Annotated in this window: 12 protein-coding genes; 4 read left to right on the forward strand and 8 right to left on the reverse strand. The window is 35.7% G+C overall.

Annotation, left to right across the window (positions count from 1 at the left end):
• Positions 1-129 precede the first annotated feature (129 nt).
• Positions 130-783: a CoA transferase subunit B gene (locus NK356_RS19435; RefSeq protein WP_034695353.1), complete on the reverse strand. Its 654-nt coding sequence runs from the start codon at positions 781-783 to the stop codon at positions 130-132.
• A 124-nt stretch (positions 784-907) separates the two neighbouring features.
• Here NK356_RS19435 and NK356_RS19440 point away from each other — a divergent pair, with 124 nt between their 5' ends.
• Positions 908-2,710 (forward strand): ABC transporter ATP-binding protein, encoded by a 1,803-nt coding sequence (locus NK356_RS19440; RefSeq protein ID WP_034695352.1) that lies wholly within the window; start codon positions 908-910, stop codon positions 2,708-2,710.
• A gap of 50 nt (positions 2,711-2,760) precedes the next feature.
• Here the strand turns inward: NK356_RS19440 and NK356_RS19445 are convergent, their stop codons facing one another.
• Positions 2,761-3,462: a CoA transferase subunit A gene (locus tag NK356_RS19445; RefSeq protein ID WP_034695351.1), complete on the reverse strand. Its 702-nt coding sequence runs from the start codon at positions 3,460-3,462 to the stop codon at positions 2,761-2,763.
• A gap of 386 nt (positions 3,463-3,848) precedes the next feature.
• Here NK356_RS19445 and NK356_RS19450 point away from each other — a divergent pair, with 386 nt between their 5' ends.
• A complete protein-coding gene (locus NK356_RS19450) occupies positions 3,849-5,387 on the forward strand; it encodes a membrane-binding protein (protein WP_253317797.1) in 1,539 nt (512 codons plus the stop codon).
• Between the two features lie 158 nt (positions 5,388-5,545).
• On the opposite strand, the gene NK356_RS19455 is transcribed toward NK356_RS19450, so the two are convergent.
• Positions 5,546-8,284, reverse strand: coding sequence for a fibronectin type III domain-containing protein (locus NK356_RS19455; protein ID WP_034695350.1), 2,739 nt, complete (start codon positions 8,282-8,284; stop codon positions 5,546-5,548).
• A gap of 295 nt (positions 8,285-8,579) precedes the next feature.
• Between NK356_RS19455 and rplS the strand changes: the two genes are divergently transcribed.
• Positions 8,580-8,936 (forward strand): 50S ribosomal protein L19, encoded by a 357-nt coding sequence (gene rplS, locus NK356_RS19460; protein ID WP_002980648.1) that lies wholly within the window; start codon positions 8,580-8,582, stop codon positions 8,934-8,936.
• A gap of 71 nt (positions 8,937-9,007) precedes the next feature.
• On the opposite strand, the gene NK356_RS19465 is transcribed toward rplS, so the two are convergent.
• On the reverse strand, positions 9,008-9,475 hold the full coding sequence (locus tag NK356_RS19465) for an SRPBCC domain-containing protein (RefSeq protein WP_253317798.1): 468 nt from the start codon (positions 9,473-9,475) through the stop codon (positions 9,008-9,010).
• 177 nt (positions 9,476-9,652) lie between these two features.
• The gene (locus NK356_RS19470) at positions 9,653-10,435 is read right to left on the reverse strand and encodes a helix-turn-helix domain-containing protein (RefSeq protein ID WP_253317799.1); all 783 of its coding nucleotides are present in this window, start codon (positions 10,433-10,435) and stop codon (positions 9,653-9,655) included.
• Positions 10,436-10,512: 77 nt separating this feature from the next.
• Between NK356_RS19470 and NK356_RS19475 the strand changes: the two genes are divergently transcribed.
• Positions 10,513-11,655 carry an MFS transporter gene (locus NK356_RS19475; protein ID WP_253317800.1) on the forward strand — a complete coding sequence of 381 codons (1,143 nt, stop codon included), beginning with the start codon at positions 10,513-10,515 and terminating at the stop codon, positions 11,653-11,655.
• 143 nt (positions 11,656-11,798) lie between these two features.
• Here NK356_RS19475 and NK356_RS19480 read toward each other — a convergent pair whose 3' ends face one another.
• From NK356_RS19480 to NK356_RS19490, 3 genes are all read right to left on the reverse strand, one after another.
• Positions 11,799-12,791, reverse strand: a complete 993-nt coding sequence (locus tag NK356_RS19480) for an alpha/beta fold hydrolase (RefSeq protein WP_253317801.1) — start codon at positions 12,789-12,791, stop codon at positions 11,799-11,801.
• A 90-nt stretch (positions 12,792-12,881) separates the two neighbouring features.
• Complete coding sequence (locus NK356_RS19485) at positions 12,882-13,859, reverse strand: DMT family transporter (protein WP_253317802.1); 978 nt, start codon at positions 13,857-13,859, stop codon at positions 12,882-12,884.
• 126 nt (positions 13,860-13,985) lie between these two features.
• A complete protein-coding gene (locus NK356_RS19490) occupies positions 13,986-16,640 on the reverse strand; it encodes a T9SS-dependent M36 family metallopeptidase (protein ID WP_253317803.1) in 2,655 nt (884 codons plus the stop codon).
• Positions 16,641-16,946 lie beyond the last annotated feature (306 nt).

Raw genomic sequence — 16,946 nt, forward strand, 5'->3', positions numbered from 1 at the left:
CGCTTCGGACAGGAGAATTTTCTTAACGTTCTCAGGAATTATTTTTTTTACGCTGCGAGTTCCTATGTCGGTTGTAAAAAATTTTCGGCCTCACTTTGTGAGGCCGAAATTTTTATATTTATCATCAGATTAGAACTGCATCTCAGGAATTTCTCCTTCAATAATCAGATCTGCTTCTGTTGCTTTAATAATATCTTCTACAGAAACGCCAGGTGCTCTTTCCACCAGTTTGAATCCTTGTGGAGTCACATCAAGAACAGCTAATTCCGTAACTACTTTTTTCACACAGTTTACCCCGGTTAAAGGAAGTGTACATTTTTTAAGGATTTTGCTTTCTCCTGCTTTGTTTACGTGCATCATTGCAACGATAATATTTTCAGCAGAAGCTACAAGATCCATAGCACCTCCCATTCCTTTTACCATTTTTCCCGGAATCTTCCAGTTGGCAATATCTCCGTTCTCTGAAACTTCCATCGCTCCAAGGATGGTAAGATCTACTTTCTGACCACGAATCATCCCGAAACTGAAGGCAGAATCAAAGAATGAACCTCCTTCCAGAATAGTAATAGTCTGTTTTCCGGCATTGATGATATCGGCATCTTCTTCTCCTTCGAAAGGGAAAGGTCCCATTCCCAAAACTCCATTTTCACTCTGGAATTCTACGGAAATACCTTCCGGAACATAGTTGGCAACCAAAGTAGGAATCCCAATTCCCAGGTTTACATAATAACGATCTTTCAGTTCTTTTGAAATTCTTTTGGCAATTTGTTCTTTTGTAAGCATAATAAAAACTTAGACTGCAATTTAATTATTTTCACGTGAATACAAAAGGGCTTTGTTGTATTCAACAATTAACACTGTTAGTTAAAATAATATCTGTAATTTTGTTCCATTATTTTTTAATAGAATGAAAATACTTTTTAGATATCTTAAACCTTATCAGTGGCTGATAATCATCTCTTTATTTTTGGCTACGATCAACCAGGTTTTCTCTTTATTTGCTCCGGCTATCACAGGAAATATTCTTGATCAGCTGGTTACTCATCCTAATTTTTTTGATAAAGAAAAGCTATTGCCCAGAAACCTGAATGAATATTTATACGGAAGCTCTGTATATCACGGTGCTTTTTACTTCTTGGGACTGCTTATTGGAACAGCAATGGTAAGCAGAATTGCCAAAGCTTTTCAGGATTACGTTGTAAGTGTAATTACTCAAAAATTTGGAGCGAAAATATTTACAGACGGTTTAAAACATTCTATGGCACTTCCCTATCAGGAATTTGAAGATCAGAGAAGTGGTGAAACCTTGTCGATTTTAACAAAAGTAAGAGAAGATACGGTCAAATTTATCACAAATTTCATTAATATTTTCTTCGGAATTCTGGTGAGTATTATTTTCGTTTCCGTGTATGCGATCCGTTTGCACTGGTCTATTATGCCGGTTTATATCTGTGGAATTTTCTTTATTGCGATTGTTACCAATTTATTGAGTAAGAGAATCAAAGTGATCCAGAAAAATATCGTCACTGAAACCACCGCTTTAGCCGGAAGTACTACTGAAAGTCTTAGAAACATTGAGATCGTTAAAAGTTTAGGATTAACCAATCAGGAAGTGATCCGTTTAAATAACAACACCTATAAAATCCTTGGTCTTGAATTGAGAAAGGTGAAAAGCATCCGTTCTTTGAGTTTTATTCAGGGGACAATGGTTAATTTTCTTCAACAGTTAATTACCCTGACCCTTTTATTTTTAATTTTTAAAAACATTGTGACTCCGGGGCAATATCTGTCTCTGATGTTTTATGGTTTCTTTATTTTCGGGCCTATGCAGGAAATTGGAAACATTATTATTTCTTATCGTGAGGCAGAAGCATCTCTTCAGAATTTTGACCGCTTGATGAAAAAAGAGGTAGAAGAAAAGCCTCTTCATCCGAAACAAATCGGAGCTATTGAGGAACTGGAATTTAAACATGTTTCTTTCAAGCATCAGTCTGCTCAGTACAAAGCTTTAAATAACATTTCTTTTGATCTTAAAAACGGTGAGACGATTGCTTTTGTAGGACCGAGTGGTTCAGGGAAAAGTACATTGGTAAAACTATTGGTAGGATTGTACAGACCTCAGGAAGGGAATATTTTTTACAATGGAATCAATGGAAAGGAATTTGATTTTGATGAGCTGAGAAATCAAATTGGTTTTGTAACGCAGGATACTCAGTTATTTGCAGGAACTATTAAAGAAAACCTTCTTTTCGTTAATCCTTCCGCTACTGAGGAAGAACTGGCCGTTGCTTTACAGAAATCAAGCTGTACAGCCTTACTGGAAAGAGCTGAGAAAGGAATTGAAACCGTTATTGGTGAAGGCGGTCTGAAGCTGAGTGGTGGTGAAAAACAAAGAATTGCCATTGCAAGAGCTCTTCTGAGAAAACCTCATCTGTTGATTTTTGACGAAGCAACTTCAGCACTGGACAGTATTACCGAAGAAGAAATTACCACAACCATCAAGGACATTTCGAAAGAAAGGGAACAGATTACCGTTCTTATTGCACACCGTTTAAGTACGATTATGCATGCAGATAAAATTTATGTTCTTGAACGTGGTCAGGTAGTAGAAACAGGTTCCCATGCCAATCTTATTGACGAAAAAGGACTTTACTACGCCATGTGGAGACAACAGATCGGAGAAAGAAAAACACTTACTCCTCAAGCATAAAAAAAAGCGCTGAATGGATGTTCAGCGCTTTCTATTTTTATTGTTTGAACTTATTCTTTAGTTCTTACGGTTCTCTGCTCAATTCTTTTTTCAAATTTTTCTCCCTGAAAAATTCTCTGAATCATGATTCCCGGAATATGAATTTCGTTCGGATCTAACTGTCCCGGTTCTACCAGTTCTTCCACTTCAGCAATAGTAATCTTTGCCGCACCCGCCATCGGATGGTTAAAGTTTCTTGCTGATCCTTTAAAGATAAGGTTTCCTGCATGATCCCCTTTCCATGCTTTTACGATAGAAAAGTCTGCATCGTAAGCGTGCTCCAGAATATGAGGTTTTCCTTTGAAGTCTTTTACTTCTTTCCCTTCTGCTACTTCAGTTCCATACCCTGCAGGTGTATAAAATGCCGGAATTCCCGCCTGAGCAGCTCTGCATTTTTCTGCTAAAGTTCCCTGAGGAGTTAGTTCTACATCCAATTCACCTGAAAGCATCTGTCTTTCAAATTCAGCATTTTCACCTACATAAGAAGAGATCATTTTCTTGATCTGTCTTTTGTGAAGCAGTAATCCTAATCCGAAATCATCTACTCCTGCATTGTTTGAAATGCAAGTAAGATCTTTCACATCGCTTTCTACCAAAGCATTGATTGAGTTTTCAGGAATACCACAAAGTCCGAATCCGCCAAGCATCAATGTCATTCCATCATTAATTCCTTCGATGGCCTCCTTTGCATTTTTTACTCTTTTATCTATCATGAAATATTAGATTTTTCTGTTGGCTAAATTTAATAAATTTTCTTGTATATCCTATGAGTGGAAACAGTACTGAATTCGATACGGTTTTTAAAAACCTTCCCAAAACATTTAAAAACATCATAATCAAACCATTACATTAAAAACCGAACAGATCTGTTCATTTTTATCTTTTTTCTCATCAATTTCATCTATATTTGCCCTCTCAAAGCCGGAAATACTGTATTTTTTTTAGTTCCGACTGTAATTTAAACACAACTTTAATGTAGAAATTATTTCAATGGCGGACCATTACTGCCCTTTTCGCTTCTTTTGATCGCTACAGAGATCTGCTTCAACACCCTTCATCACATTAATCATATATAAATATCAAAGCTTACAAAAAAAACATGAAAAAATTATTTACCTCAGCATTACTTGCACTGGTACTCAGCATCAATGTATACGCACAGGAGAAAACTTATTTCGATGAAAACTGGGAAAAAACTACTCAGGACAACATGGAATATTACCGTGAAACGACTCCTAAAGGAAAACTTACCCTTATCAAAGATTTCTATAAGGACGGAAAACTTCAAATGGAAGGACTCGCTTCAGATCCAACTCCTAATAGCGAAGTGTATGACGGAAAAGTAACCTGGTATACTCCTGAAGGAAAGGTATTAAATTTTGCCACTTATTCTAACGGTCAGCAGGTTGGGCCAGCTCAGACTTATGATACGAAAGGGAGACTGACAGAAGATTTGGTATATAAAGCAGATGGAAACTTCTCAGGAAAGATGTTCACCTATAAAGATGCTGAGGACGGAATAGATTTTACTATTCTGATCGATTACGAAAACTCTTTTCCTACAAAAACCACCGTTTATGATGACGACATCAAAGGGATCAGACATGAAACGATTATTGACAAGGACAGCAATACCGAAACGAAATATTACGGTGAAAAGGGCAAGTATCTGGGAAGCGGTACCTCTTCTCCTTCCGGGGAAAATATGATGGTAGATTACTACTCAAGCCCGATGAGGATTTCTAAGATAGAAAAATACAGAAAAGACGGCAGTGTAAAGGAAAGTGTAATCTACAGCAAAACCGGAAAGATCTTACAGGAGCAGAAAATGAACAAAAAAGATGGCTATAAAACCACTTATGACGAATCGGGTAAAAAAATAGGACATCTGGTATATCAATATGATAAAGAAAATGATATTTACAATCCAATGGATGGAGAGGATTATCAACTGGCCTATGAATACACACAGGTTTCATCCATCGACACCTATGAAAAAGGCTCCATTGTAAATAGCAAATACTTTGATGAAGACAAAAAATTATCGTCTGAGAAGTTTTTAAAAGATGATGTTATACAGGAAATCAAATATTATTCTCCGGATGGAAAGCTGAAATCTACATTAACGTACCAGGATGGTATTCCATATAATGGTACTACTTATGAAGGCTTTAATGAAACCCTCTATAAAGACGGTGTTATTGTAAATATCAAAAACTATTATGAAGGGCTTAATAAACTGAATTATGAAAAAAAGCTGAATGCTAAGCAAACAGGCTATGAAGCAACTGTTTATGACACTAAAGGAACTGTTTTGTATACTTTTACACAACCTTTCAGTGAAGATGGTGAAGATTATTATTTCACAGCACAAATCACACAGTATATAAAAGGCAAACCAGCCAATAAATCTTCTGTAAAAGCCGGTGTTATTCAATCCGGAAAAATCAGACTAAAAACATTTGATGGAGCCAAAGAACTTGAACGCAGCGGAAAATGGATTCTGTTAAAGCTTTATAATATGGATGGAAAGCTTATTCAGGAAACAAAGACTCTTGCTGATACTCAGGATGAAAATGCTTCTGCTGAAAACCAGACTTTACTCAATGAGGATGATCTGTACTATCCATTTGACTAATTACCATGTCTCTATATCAAAGGCGGTTTCAATTTTTTTTGGAATCGCTTTTTTATTTAAACACAGATTTTCACGGATGATTTTACGGTTATTTACATCAATAATGCAGAGGCTGTCATTGCTGACAGCCTCTGCATTATAATTGTGTTTAGTTTACCTTACTGAATAATCAGCTTTAAAGTAAATAGTTTTCTTCCGTGTACTTTTACAAAGTAAACGCCTGCCGGAAGATTTTCATTCACCAAAGAGAAACGTTGGTTATTAATATTTTTCGATACATACAGTAATTCTCCGGAAGCTGAAACCAATTCAATTTTTTCAATCGGGTAATCACTTTTAATAAAAGTAGGCTGTCCCGGTTTGGTTGGGTTAGGATACAATACTACATTTTTCTCTGTACTTCTTGTTTCTTCAGTTCCTAAAGTAGGTGAAGCCACCTGGAACTGTACTCTGTTTGAAACTTCTGTATAGGAATCATTGGTAAACATGACCATATAATAATTTCCTGGTGTTGCAGGTACGGCTGTTCCCTGAATGGTTTTTGTTCCCTGAGTTACTCCATCAAAATAAGTATAAGAAACAAAATTATCATCCGGCGTCTGAACACTTTGAGGATAAATTCCTAACCAGTCTTTGATGATTCCCGGTGAATCTGTCCATGAAGCCGTAATATTTTCTCCTAAAGTGTATACAGGTTTATTGATCCAAAGATCGGTAACGATGTCACCTACTTTGAAGAATACCTTCTCCCCGATTCCGTTATACCCGTCTTCCAATAGATACTGAGCATAATAATATCCTTTCGGAAGCCCTGTAAAATTAAGAGTTCCTGATGCAGTCGTTACATAGCTCCATTTGATAGAAGCTGTAGTTCCCGGAGTCTGCCCCATTTTATAAATTCCGATCCAGTCTTTCTGCAAATTAGGCCCGTCTGTAAAATTGATTACAACAGTTCCTCCTACAGGATATGTATCAGCAGTGGTCTGCAGCTGCACTTTCGGCCCTACATAGAAATTTTTTCTTGGAGTGATTTCTGTATATCCTCCATTTGCAAAGAATCCTGCAAAATACTGACCTTTAGTAGCCAGACCATTATTAAAAGTTACTGTTCCTGCAGTCTGTCCATTCGTATAAATATACCCTTGTGAAGTGGTAGAAGCCGGAGTTTGTCCTTTTTTATAGATTCCTACCCAATCCTGCTGATTTCCGGGACCTCCAGTAAATGTAGCCGTGATAGCTTCATTCTGAGCATATTCTGTTTTGTTTAAAGTGAAGGTAGGATTTGAAACCACACTTCCTGTAATTTCGAACTGCTTCACATCACTCCAATCGCTCCATTCAAGGTTTCTGTCTCTGTAACGTGTTTTCACATAATAGATTCCGTTGGGAATAGAATTCGCTGCCAATGTTGCTTTTGTGATGTCTACTCCATCATTCAGATTTTTCGTTTTATCAGGAGTTCCATTTCCATCTTTTCCGAACCAGTTTTCAAAATCGCGGTAGAATTCTTTTTCAATCACAGAGAAGTTCGAGGCTTTACTGATCTGGAACTGTGTTGTATTTAAAAGTTCTCCGTTGGAAGACGCAAATGCACTTCCATTCAATGTCAAAGGTAAAGTAATTGGTCCTGAGAAAGTATTTGTAATGGATGGTTTTGCCGGTTTAGGCTGATTTTTATATCTATGGAAAGAATCTACCAGCACATTGTTTTTCTTGTTGTAAACTCCGCCGATTGAATAGCATTCAATATCTACTTTTCCGGTGGGAATATCTACTTCCACAATCTGATAGGTCCAATCTGTCAAAGTTTTCTGAACATCATCAAAATCCTGCTCATTAGACATTCCCCAATATTGATCCCATGCTGTTCCTCCGGAAATAATCTGGTAGTTTGGGGTATTTTTAAGCTGACCTCTGTGGTATAAATGATGGTGAGCTCCAACGTGCATTAAATATTTATCAGAAGTTACAAGAAGCGGTACAGCATTATCTCTTACCCAGGTAGAAATATCTCCTACATACTGCTCAGCCTGATACGGTCTGTGACTCAAAGAAATAATCCAGTCTACTGTAGAATCATTATTGGCTGCTGTTAAGATCTGCTGGAGCCATGTCTGCTGTGCTGAACCGGTATGTTCAGAACTTAAACTTACAAATAATACATTTCCTGCCTGCTGGGCATAATAATTCTCATTTCCTGAGCTTATCCCTTTATAGCTGATTTCATCAATATAAAAATGGGCATAGTAAGAATTCATTCCCATTGTGCCGTAGGTTTCATGATTTCCTACCGTTGTCTGAATAGGCAGATAAGGTGATAATCTAATATTCTTTTTGAAATGAACATTTTCATAGTGATCCAATGTTCCTACATCTACCTGATCACCTACCATAAAAGTAAGCGCAATATTATCTGACGGATCTGAAGCGGCTCCGAATTTTTCTTTTAGTTTTTTATAAGCATTCAAAGTAAGCGTATCATATCTTGGCTCTGCTTTGATCTGGTTGTCCCCCATAATAAGGAAGCGGATCTTTCCATTGGCAGTTACGGCCTGGCCCGGCAGAGGAAGTGTTCTGAAATTGTAAACAGCAGACTCATTTGCTCCTGTTTTGATCTTATAATAGTATTTCGTGTTCGGCTGAAGATTCGCAATCTTTGCTGTGTGATAGTAGTAATTGTTGTTGTATCCCGTATCTGAGAAGATATTGGTAGTTCCCGTTACGGTTACGTTCAGATTCGCTGGAGAATCTCCGTAGATTACTGTTGTTTCATTATTGGAAGCTGTTTTCCAATTGACGATCATAGAATTCGGGGTCGGATTTTGTAAATAAGGATACAAAGCCTGCCCGAAAGCCATCTGGACCGCGAAACAAAAAAAGAAGAAATAATGTTTCATAATCGTTTTCGTTTTAAAATAACATATAGAATTTCGAATTGTAAATCAACTATTTAAAAATCCTTGCTCAGATTTTTTACTTCGGGCAAAAGTAGAGTTCCCATATAAACTCTGTCTGATGGTACTTTAAAGAAACCGTTAATTTTTTGGCAAAACCGGAATGAAAAAATTATAGTTTTTAGCACATTAAATATTTGGTGTATTCAAAAACTATTTTGTACATTTGCAACCTGTTATTCAACCTCTGACGAAGAACGTGTAAGTTGCTTAGCTTTAACATTTTATTTTATTAATAATGGATTTATTAAAGTACGTACAAGACAAGTACATTGCGAAAAAAGAATTCCCTGAATTCAAAGCAGGTGATACAATTACTGTGTATTACGAAATTAAAGAAGGACAAAAGACTAGAACTCAGTTCTTCAAAGGAACAGTTATCCAATTAAGAGGTACTGGTTCTACAAAAACTTTCACTATCAGAAAAATGAGTGGTGATGTAGGTGTAGAAAGAGTATTCCCTATTAACATGCCTGCACTTCAAAAAATCGAAGTTGATAGAAGAGGTAGAGTTAGAAGAGCTAGAATTTACTACTTCAGAGACCTTAGAGGTAAAAAAGCAAGAATCAAAGACGCTGCTTACAAGAAGAAATAATTCAGACAACAATAAATACAAAAAGAGGCTGTTTACATGTAAACAGTCTCTTTTTTTTGTTTCAATATTTTTTACTTTATAAAGGGAGCTCCTTCTCCGGTTTCCAGAAATTTTTTCAGACTGACTATAAATTGCAGCCAACCATTTGAACAGATCTCATAACATTCAATAGCCGGATTCAGACCGATATGAGTAAGTTTTATCTGGCTTAACCCTTTCTTTTCCTCTATTTCCCATACAATTGTTGTCCCGATCCACTCTGTTTGGTTCTTTAAATCAGGAAGAGCAATTAATGAGTCTTCAACCAACCATACAACTTTTGCATTAGCAGCTACTTCTTTCACACGCATTGTTTTGTGAATCTGATCTCCAAATCTTATGGTAAAGAGATTTTCAACCTCCGAAGATGAACCTTCAAACAATTCAGTCCACCAAAGAGGAATTTCATGAGTCAAAGCATGATACACTTTATCTGCCGTAGTGTTGATCTCAATTATATGTATGTAATTCTCAACGTTATTGGTATTCATCGTTTTCATAAAATATTGTATTAGGTAGTACAATTTTATGAAATTTACTATGAATCAGGCTTTTCATAAGACAAGAAATATACGTTCTTGAGCAGTTTTGGAATCCTATATTATTACATCAACCCTGTCAAGGTTTAAAACCTTGACAGGGTTCACAATCATTACTTTTTATCAGTTGCAAAAAGGCTATTCATTCTTCATAAGATATTGCAAAGGTGTTGATCCTGTCTGTTTTTTGAAAAACTCAATAAAAGCACTATCTGATGAAAAGTCCAGGATATGCGACACCTCTCCTATTGAATTACCTTCCACCAAAAGTTCAATAGATCGTTGTAACCTCCATTGCTGTCTCCAATCCTGATAAGACAGTCCGGTTTCTTTTTTAAAAATACGGCTGATCGTTTTCTCCACTGCTCCGGTTTTTTCTGCAAGATCTTTCAACATGGGAGGCATAGAATCACGTAGTGTCCATTCTTCAACTACTTTCTTAAAACGCCTGTCCTGCGGCATTTTAAGTGCCAGCTTTTCTTCCGGAGCCCTTTGCATTTCATCCCAGAACACCTTTAAAAGATTCGTTTGATCATTTTTAAGAGCAGACCATTCCCAAAAACAAATCCTTTCTATAATTTCCTTTAACAAAGCGTTGACATGAAGAACTTTCAGATCCGGTTTTATATAGTTTTGGGAATAATCTTCATCAAAATAGATGGATCTATAGGCGACAATATTCCTGAAATTCACACGGTGAACTTCGTTCGCAGGGATCCAAAGCATTCTGAACGGAGGAAGAACCATCTGTCTATCGGAAGTAGTCACTGTCATACAGCCTGATGGCGCATACAACAGCTGAGACTTTGTTTTATGAAAGTGAAAACCGGAATCATGCAATACCATATCAGAAGCTATTCCAATTACTTTTTCATGAAGAGTATCTGCATTAAAGCTTTCATTTTGCTTCAGTATAGCCATGTCCTATTTTTGATGTTTTTTGTTTTTATATCATTATAAATATACATGGATTTTTTGGAAACTTTGCAGAAAAAAAAATGAAAAAGACAAATCCAATCTGGTTGCTGACTTTACTTGTGATGCTTCCTCAGTTTGTAGAAACCATCTACAGTCCAGTTTTACCAATGGTACAGGAAAAGTTTGGAGTGAATGAAGAATCAGTTACCTTAACGATCAGTTTATATTTTATAGCATTTGCGCTGGGTGTAGCATTCTGGGGCATTCAATGCGACAGGATTGGAAGAAAAAAATCATTGGAATATGGTCTCATCACCTATGGAATCGGAACTTTGGCTGCTGTTTTTGCTTCTGATTTTATGATTCTTCTTACAGCCAGAATTATTTCTGCATTTGGAATTTCAGTAGGTTCTATTGTAACCCAAACCATTTTAAGAGACAGCTATGACAGAGATCATATCAGCAAAGTATTTTCCTGGATTGGAATCGGCTTATCCATCAGTCCTGTAATCGGAATGATTACCGGTTCAATATTAGCTTCCTCTGTGGGACATCAAGGTGTATTTATAGCATTATGTATATTGTCCCTATTATTCTTGATTCTCTCCAGAGAAAAAATTTCTGAAACTCATCATGCTTCAAAAGAAATTAGTATCAGTATTTTAGGAAATTTGCTCAAGCGAATGCTTCGTGATCAGGAGATCATCAGATGTTGCTTACTGATCATGAGTTTTAATGTCTTGTTATTTTCATACTATTCGCTGGCTCCGTTTATCTTTAAAGAAAATCATTATTCTTCTTATGTCTTTGGATACAGCAGTATGATACTGGCAACAGGTACATTTGCAGGAGCAAAACTTAACAGATATTTGTTATTCAGGAATATACAATCTAAATATTTAGTTAAAACAAGTACATATATAGCATTTATCGCCTCTATTTTTGTATGGATTCTGATAGGTAAAGGAATATACTTTTTAATTCCTTATTTCTTCATTGTAATGGCTTTCAGCATTGCTATTCCTAATATCCTGAGCACAGCGCTTATCAATTATAAGAGCGAAACCGGAAGTGCAGGTGCTTTATTAGGATTGATTTATTATATACAAATAGGCCTTGGACTGATAGCCATTGGATTGATACAAAACCTGGGAATTGCATGTGTATTGTTTTCTGGAATTGGAGTTTGTACTTTATTGCTGTTTGGGAACAAAAAGAATTGATTTTGAAACATTAAGTTTAATGAAGGGGATAAGGTTAAGTTTCATCAAAGATGAAAAATTAAGCAAAATGTTTATAAAGCTTATTATTTTTAATCACTTGCAAAAAACTTAATGTTTCAAATATTTTATAGTTTAAAATGAAATTATTGTATAAAATTATACAGTGCTTCAATAAATTTAGGATAGACTTCGATATGGGGAAGATGCCCTACATTTTCAATCTCTACAAGCTTTGAACCCGCAATTTCACGTTGGGTTTTCTTTCCCAATTCCTGATATTGCCCCATCTTCGGCTGAAGTTCTTTAGGAGCTCTGTCCTTTCCTATGGCTGTTCTGTCTCTTGTTCCAATGATTAGCAATGTAGGAACTTTGATATTTTTAAATTCATAGCATACGGGTTGATTGTAAATCATATCTGTGGTAAGTGCAGCGTCCCATGCTACCTGAGGATAATCTTTATGAAGCGTCCATCCAGCAATTAAATCAAGCCAGGGTTGGTATTCTTCTTTCCATTTGTTGTCGTAATAGAACTTAAGCTGATAATTTTTATACGTTTCGGCTGTATTTTTAAGTTCAGACTGATAAGCCTGATCAATGGTCTGATACGCTGCAAAAGTTTTATAATCTTCAAGCCCGATCGGATTTTCAAGAATCAGTTTTTGTACTTTCTCAGGATATAGTAATGTAAATCTGGTGGCCACCATTCCTCCCATTGAATGTCCTAATACTATAGCTTTGTCTATTTTCAATTCATCCAGAACCGCCTTTGTATTTTCTGCCAGTTGTGAAAAAGAAAACTGGTATGCATGAGGTTTTGATGATTTTCCAAATCCTATCTGATCAGGAATCACTACTCTGAATCCTTTAGCAGAAAGATCTTTCGCCGTTCTTTCCCAATAAGCTCCATTAAAGTTTTTCCCATGAAGAAGCATAATCACTTTTCCATTGGATTTTTGTGGTTGTATATCCATATAAGCCATTTTCAAATCTTCGCCCTGAGACTTGAAATTGAGATAATGTACTTCGTAAGGGTATTGATAATCAGACAGCATTGCATCCAGAGGTTTTACCTGAGAAAACATAAAACCGGAGACTGTCAAAGTAAAAACAGTCATTATATTTCTGAAATGTTTCATGAAACGTTTATTTTAGAGATTAAAATTAAAAAAAACCGCTCCAAAAGGAACGGTTTCAATTGTTATTTTTAGTTAAATATTTTTATAGAATTATGCTATTGAAACTTCTTTTTCTTTTTTTGAAGGTAAATTCATCAAAACAATAGCAAAAAGAATCAGAACAATTCCTACCCACTGGATCAAAAATACTTTCTCTCCCAGTAAAACAAAAGCCATGGTAACGGAAACCGGAAGTTCCAGTGATGAAACGATACTTCCAAGTCCTAAGCCTGCATTTGGAAACCCAACATTGAATAAGATTGGCGGGATAATAGTTCCAAAAAGAGCCAGTACAAATCCATACGTAAGAAATATCGAATAATTAAATGAATGAATATGTTCTGTATTATCTGTAAAATTCAGGTATAATGATTTTAAACCATCAAAATACATGGGTCCTATCTGGGCAAAGAATAAGAATGCAAAAACGACAACAGAACCACCTGCCAGCATAATAATACTCTTTCTGAAAACCGGAAGATGAGTAGCCAGTGTGTTAGAAGTGAACATCGTCAAAGTATAGGAAGCTGCTGCCATCAGTCCCCAGAAAACCCCATGCCAGTCCAGTTCTATTTCCATATAAATAAGATTGGTTGCCAGAACGGTTCCCAACAATACGATAACCACAGAGACCACTTTCCTTGTATTGGGCAACTTTTTTGTAATAATACTCTCTACTACCACACTGAACCATACCGACTGCATCAATAATACAATAGCAATGGAAACATTGATATATTGTACGGCAATATAATAGAATAAACTTGTCCCTCCCAAAGAAGTCCCTGCAAGCAAGAGCATTCTTACTTCTTTAGAACTTGGCATCGATAATTTCTGTTTTGAGGTTAGGGTCTGAATAAAATTGAGGATCAAAAGTCCTGTCAAACCTAAAACGAATTGGGAAGTAGTAACTTCTGAGGTGGTAAAACCATCATGGTAAGCCATTTTTACAAAAGTGGCCAACATACCGTATATACTAGCTCCAATCCCTACAAATAAAACACCTTTTAGTATATTTTTCTTCTTCATAATTTTTTTAACAGCCTGCAAAGGTACAACATATTAATTTAATCATTCTGAAGCGTCATGATAATAGATAAATAAAATCGCCACAAGCAAGCTTGTGGCGATTTTGAGATTGTTTATAAAAGTAAATTATTTTTTAACCATTACTTTCGAAGAAGCTTCGAAACCTAGTCCTTTGATTTTAACCATGTAAGTTCCGTTAACAAGATTGCTTGTAGAAATTGCTTTCTTAGCATCTGGTGAGATTTTATCTTCTGAAGAAACCAGCTTACCAGACATGTCATAAAGTTCTACACTTACTTTTCCAAGAGTGTTGCTTGGGAAGTTGATGTAAAATTCATCTTTAGCCGGGTTTGGATAGATCAAAACTTTATTATCCTTAATTGTTTTCACTTCATTTGTAGCCAACAAACATTCTTCAGGCACTGCAAAATTTTCTACCTGATCAGTAATCACATTCTTAACTCCAGCTGACGCATTTAATCCTAAACCTCTTCTTGCAAAAACGCTCCAAATCATACATTTATCTTGTCCTTGTGTACTTGCTAATTCTGCAGCCAATATCGCATCTCTACCTTCAATAAAGCTAGGATTACAAGACTGAAGTTTTAAAGCATTGGTGATTAACTGAAGTACTCTCGTACTTCCATTCGTAGTATTTGCTAATACATCTGAAGAATATCCATATTTTTCAACATATTTCCAGTGAAGATCCCAAAGCATTGTTGCCCAAACAAACCCAATCGAGTGCACATCCGGAACCAGATTACCACTTGTATTGGTATATTGCATTGTATTAGTATCTCCGTAGGTATAATCATTAATAGCTAGATTAGGTGAATATCTCACTGGTCTTATACCTCCTCCTTCAGTTGGCTGTCCCCCTACATATGTCCCCATACCTCTTGGTACTGAAGCATTGTCTCCTGATTTATTGGTTAACATTAATGCAAAGAAATCAGACCACCCTTCTCCCATCTGCTCTTTACTTACATTTGCGTTCAAACATGATGATCCTGTACCTGTAAGTCGATTTGAAATTCCATGTCCATATTCATGAATTACAATTCCATTATCAAAGCTACCATCTGGAGTTACATTATATGCAGGGTCTTTTTTTAGTGTGACGTTTACCGTTGCATTAGAAGCAAGCTGGCTTTTAATATACTCTCCCTCTGAATTTGTAACAAGTATTGAAGGAATTGTAATACTGGCATCTGTTCCCCCCATTGCAGGAGGAATGTTAACTGCAGCTGCATTATTATAAACAATAACTCCAATAGCTCCTGCATTTTGTGCATTCTTCACTTTCACTGTAAACCCACAATTAGTTCCGCCTCGTTCAATAAGTCCAATCTTTCCTGCAAGAGATCCTGCTGGTAAAGCCTGACAAGCCAGAATATCTGATGACAGTTTTACGTCTCCTGTTACACCAGCAACTGTTAATGCTGGCCCAAACTGAGCCCCCATAACTATAGGTTCACGGGTAATTGCAGTAAGCGGACTATTATAAAATAATAATCTGCTATTGGTTGTTGACCAAAGATACATCTGCATTTTAGGATTATAGCCGTCTTGAGGAGAGCTAAAGTTGGCATTATTCAAACCTCCTCCATCTTGAGCTTCTGCATATACAGAGTCATCATCTCCTCCTACAGGTCCATTTCCAAAATTATTCTGCTGGAAGTTCTTTGCAGATTCTGTAAATCCGAACTGATAGAAAACATCGTGAATTTTGTTATTCAGATAAAATAAATTGGTAATGGCAGCATTCCTATTGTTTACAGAAGTATCATTAATATTAAAAGTAAAATTAAAATTTCTTGTAAAGCCTCCTTCTGCAGGAGTACCTGTAAGATAATCAGGAGCCGTTAAAGCTGTTCCTGCTACATCTTCATAGGCAAAAACATTATTTCCTCTTGTAACAGTATAATGATTAGTTCCGTCAGAATGCCATCCTTCTGGAGAAGCAGTCAGATTCCAAGGGTTGTTAATGATTGATCTTGAACCAAAAGTAGGTGCTTCAATAGGCAATGGAAATACATTATATGATGCATTATCCGGTAAAAGTAATGGAATATTATTATTCTGTACTACACTATTTTGAGGCCCAACTAATGTATTTTCAAAATGATCAGCATGGCTCTCTCCTGCTTCTGAACCGTAAGCATCATGATGGAAATTACATGATAGTGTCAGATTGTTTTTCAACAGTATATTTCCATTATTGGCATCTACTAAAATATTCCAGTAATTGGGAGATTTTGGCTCCATTAAAGTATATTCGTAAGCCAAACGTAAGTTTCCACTCTCATCATTTGTATAAACTAACCTTTGATTAGCTGATGTAGCTCTTTTCTGAGTCTTTTCAAGATATCCGAGAATCGTGAAATTCGCAATATCAGGATTCTTCAGATCCTCAGCAATTTTTTGAAGAGCTGTATTTTTATTAATAGCAGCTATACCTGAAGTAGATGCAGTATAATCTTTGACAAAATTATCGGTGTAGTAAATAATTTTATTATCTCTAATCAATGCTGTTCCTACAGAACTGTATACCGATAACCCCTTATAAGTCTGTAAAAATTTAACAACATTACCATTCAATGATTTTGAAGGATCTATATTATCAACAATGATATTATTAAGATCAGACTTTTTATATTCTCTTATTTTATTTTGAGAAATATAATCTTTAATCAGTTTTTCATTATCCTGTCCGAACAATATTGTCGGAAATGCAGAAAATACCGCAAATAGAAGAGGTAGAGCTTTGTTTTTCATATCCATTATTAAAGCCGCTAATCTACAAATAATTCACAAAACTTTACTATTTTTTTTATTAAAAATAAACACGTAAACAAATACATATATAAAATACAGCCTAAAAATTATTTTATGTAATTCTCAATTTATAGAACAACATAATACATTCAAGTCTTCCAAATTATGTTTACTCTGTTTTTTGATTTTTTTCATTCAAATATTTCGCAACATAAATAGATATAATTAATATGAATTTCTAATATAAACAGGGTTCATTTTTTTACTATTTTATAAAATTAAGTCTAAGAAAGCCTCTTTTTCAAT

The organism is Chryseobacterium sp. S0630 (assembly GCF_024158915.1).
Classification (GTDB): Bacteria; Bacteroidota; Bacteroidia; order Flavobacteriales; family Weeksellaceae; genus Chryseobacterium.

What these genes read in the sequence shown, in the direction of transcription:
- NK356_RS19435 (WP_034695353.1), bottom strand. Translation starts at nt 783, where the DNA reads ATGCTTACAAAAGAACAAATTGCCAAAAGAATTTCAAAAGAACTGAAA.
- NK356_RS19440 (WP_034695352.1), top strand. Translation starts at nt 908, where the DNA reads ATGAAAATACTTTTTAGATATCTTAAACCTTATCAGTGGCTGATAATC.
- NK356_RS19445 (WP_034695351.1), bottom strand. Translation starts at nt 3,462, where the DNA reads ATGATAGATAAAAGAGTAAAAAATGCAAAGGAGGCCATCGAAGGAATT.
- NK356_RS19450 (WP_253317797.1), top strand. Translation starts at nt 3,849, where the DNA reads ATGAAAAAATTATTTACCTCAGCATTACTTGCACTGGTACTCAGCATC.
- NK356_RS19455 (WP_034695350.1), bottom strand. Translation starts at nt 8,284, where the DNA reads ATGAAACATTATTTCTTCTTTTTTTGTTTCGCGGTCCAGATGGCTTTC.
- rplS (WP_002980648.1), top strand. Translation starts at nt 8,580, where the DNA reads ATGGATTTATTAAAGTACGTACAAGACAAGTACATTGCGAAAAAAGAA.
- NK356_RS19465 (WP_253317798.1), bottom strand. Translation starts at nt 9,475, where the DNA reads ATGAAAACGATGAATACCAATAACGTTGAGAATTACATACATATAATT.
- NK356_RS19470 (WP_253317799.1), bottom strand. Translation starts at nt 10,435, where the DNA reads ATGGCTATACTGAAGCAAAATGAAAGCTTTAATGCAGATACTCTTCAT.
- NK356_RS19475 (WP_253317800.1), top strand. Translation starts at nt 10,513, where the DNA reads ATGAAAAAGACAAATCCAATCTGGTTGCTGACTTTACTTGTGATGCTT.
- NK356_RS19480 (WP_253317801.1), bottom strand. Translation starts at nt 12,791, where the DNA reads ATGAAACATTTCAGAAATATAATGACTGTTTTTACTTTGACAGTCTCC.
- NK356_RS19485 (WP_253317802.1), bottom strand. Translation starts at nt 13,859, where the DNA reads ATGAAGAAGAAAAATATACTAAAAGGTGTTTTATTTGTAGGGATTGGA.
- NK356_RS19490 (WP_253317803.1), bottom strand. Translation starts at nt 16,640, where the DNA reads ATGAAAAACAAAGCTCTACCTCTTCTATTTGCGGTATTTTCTGCATTT.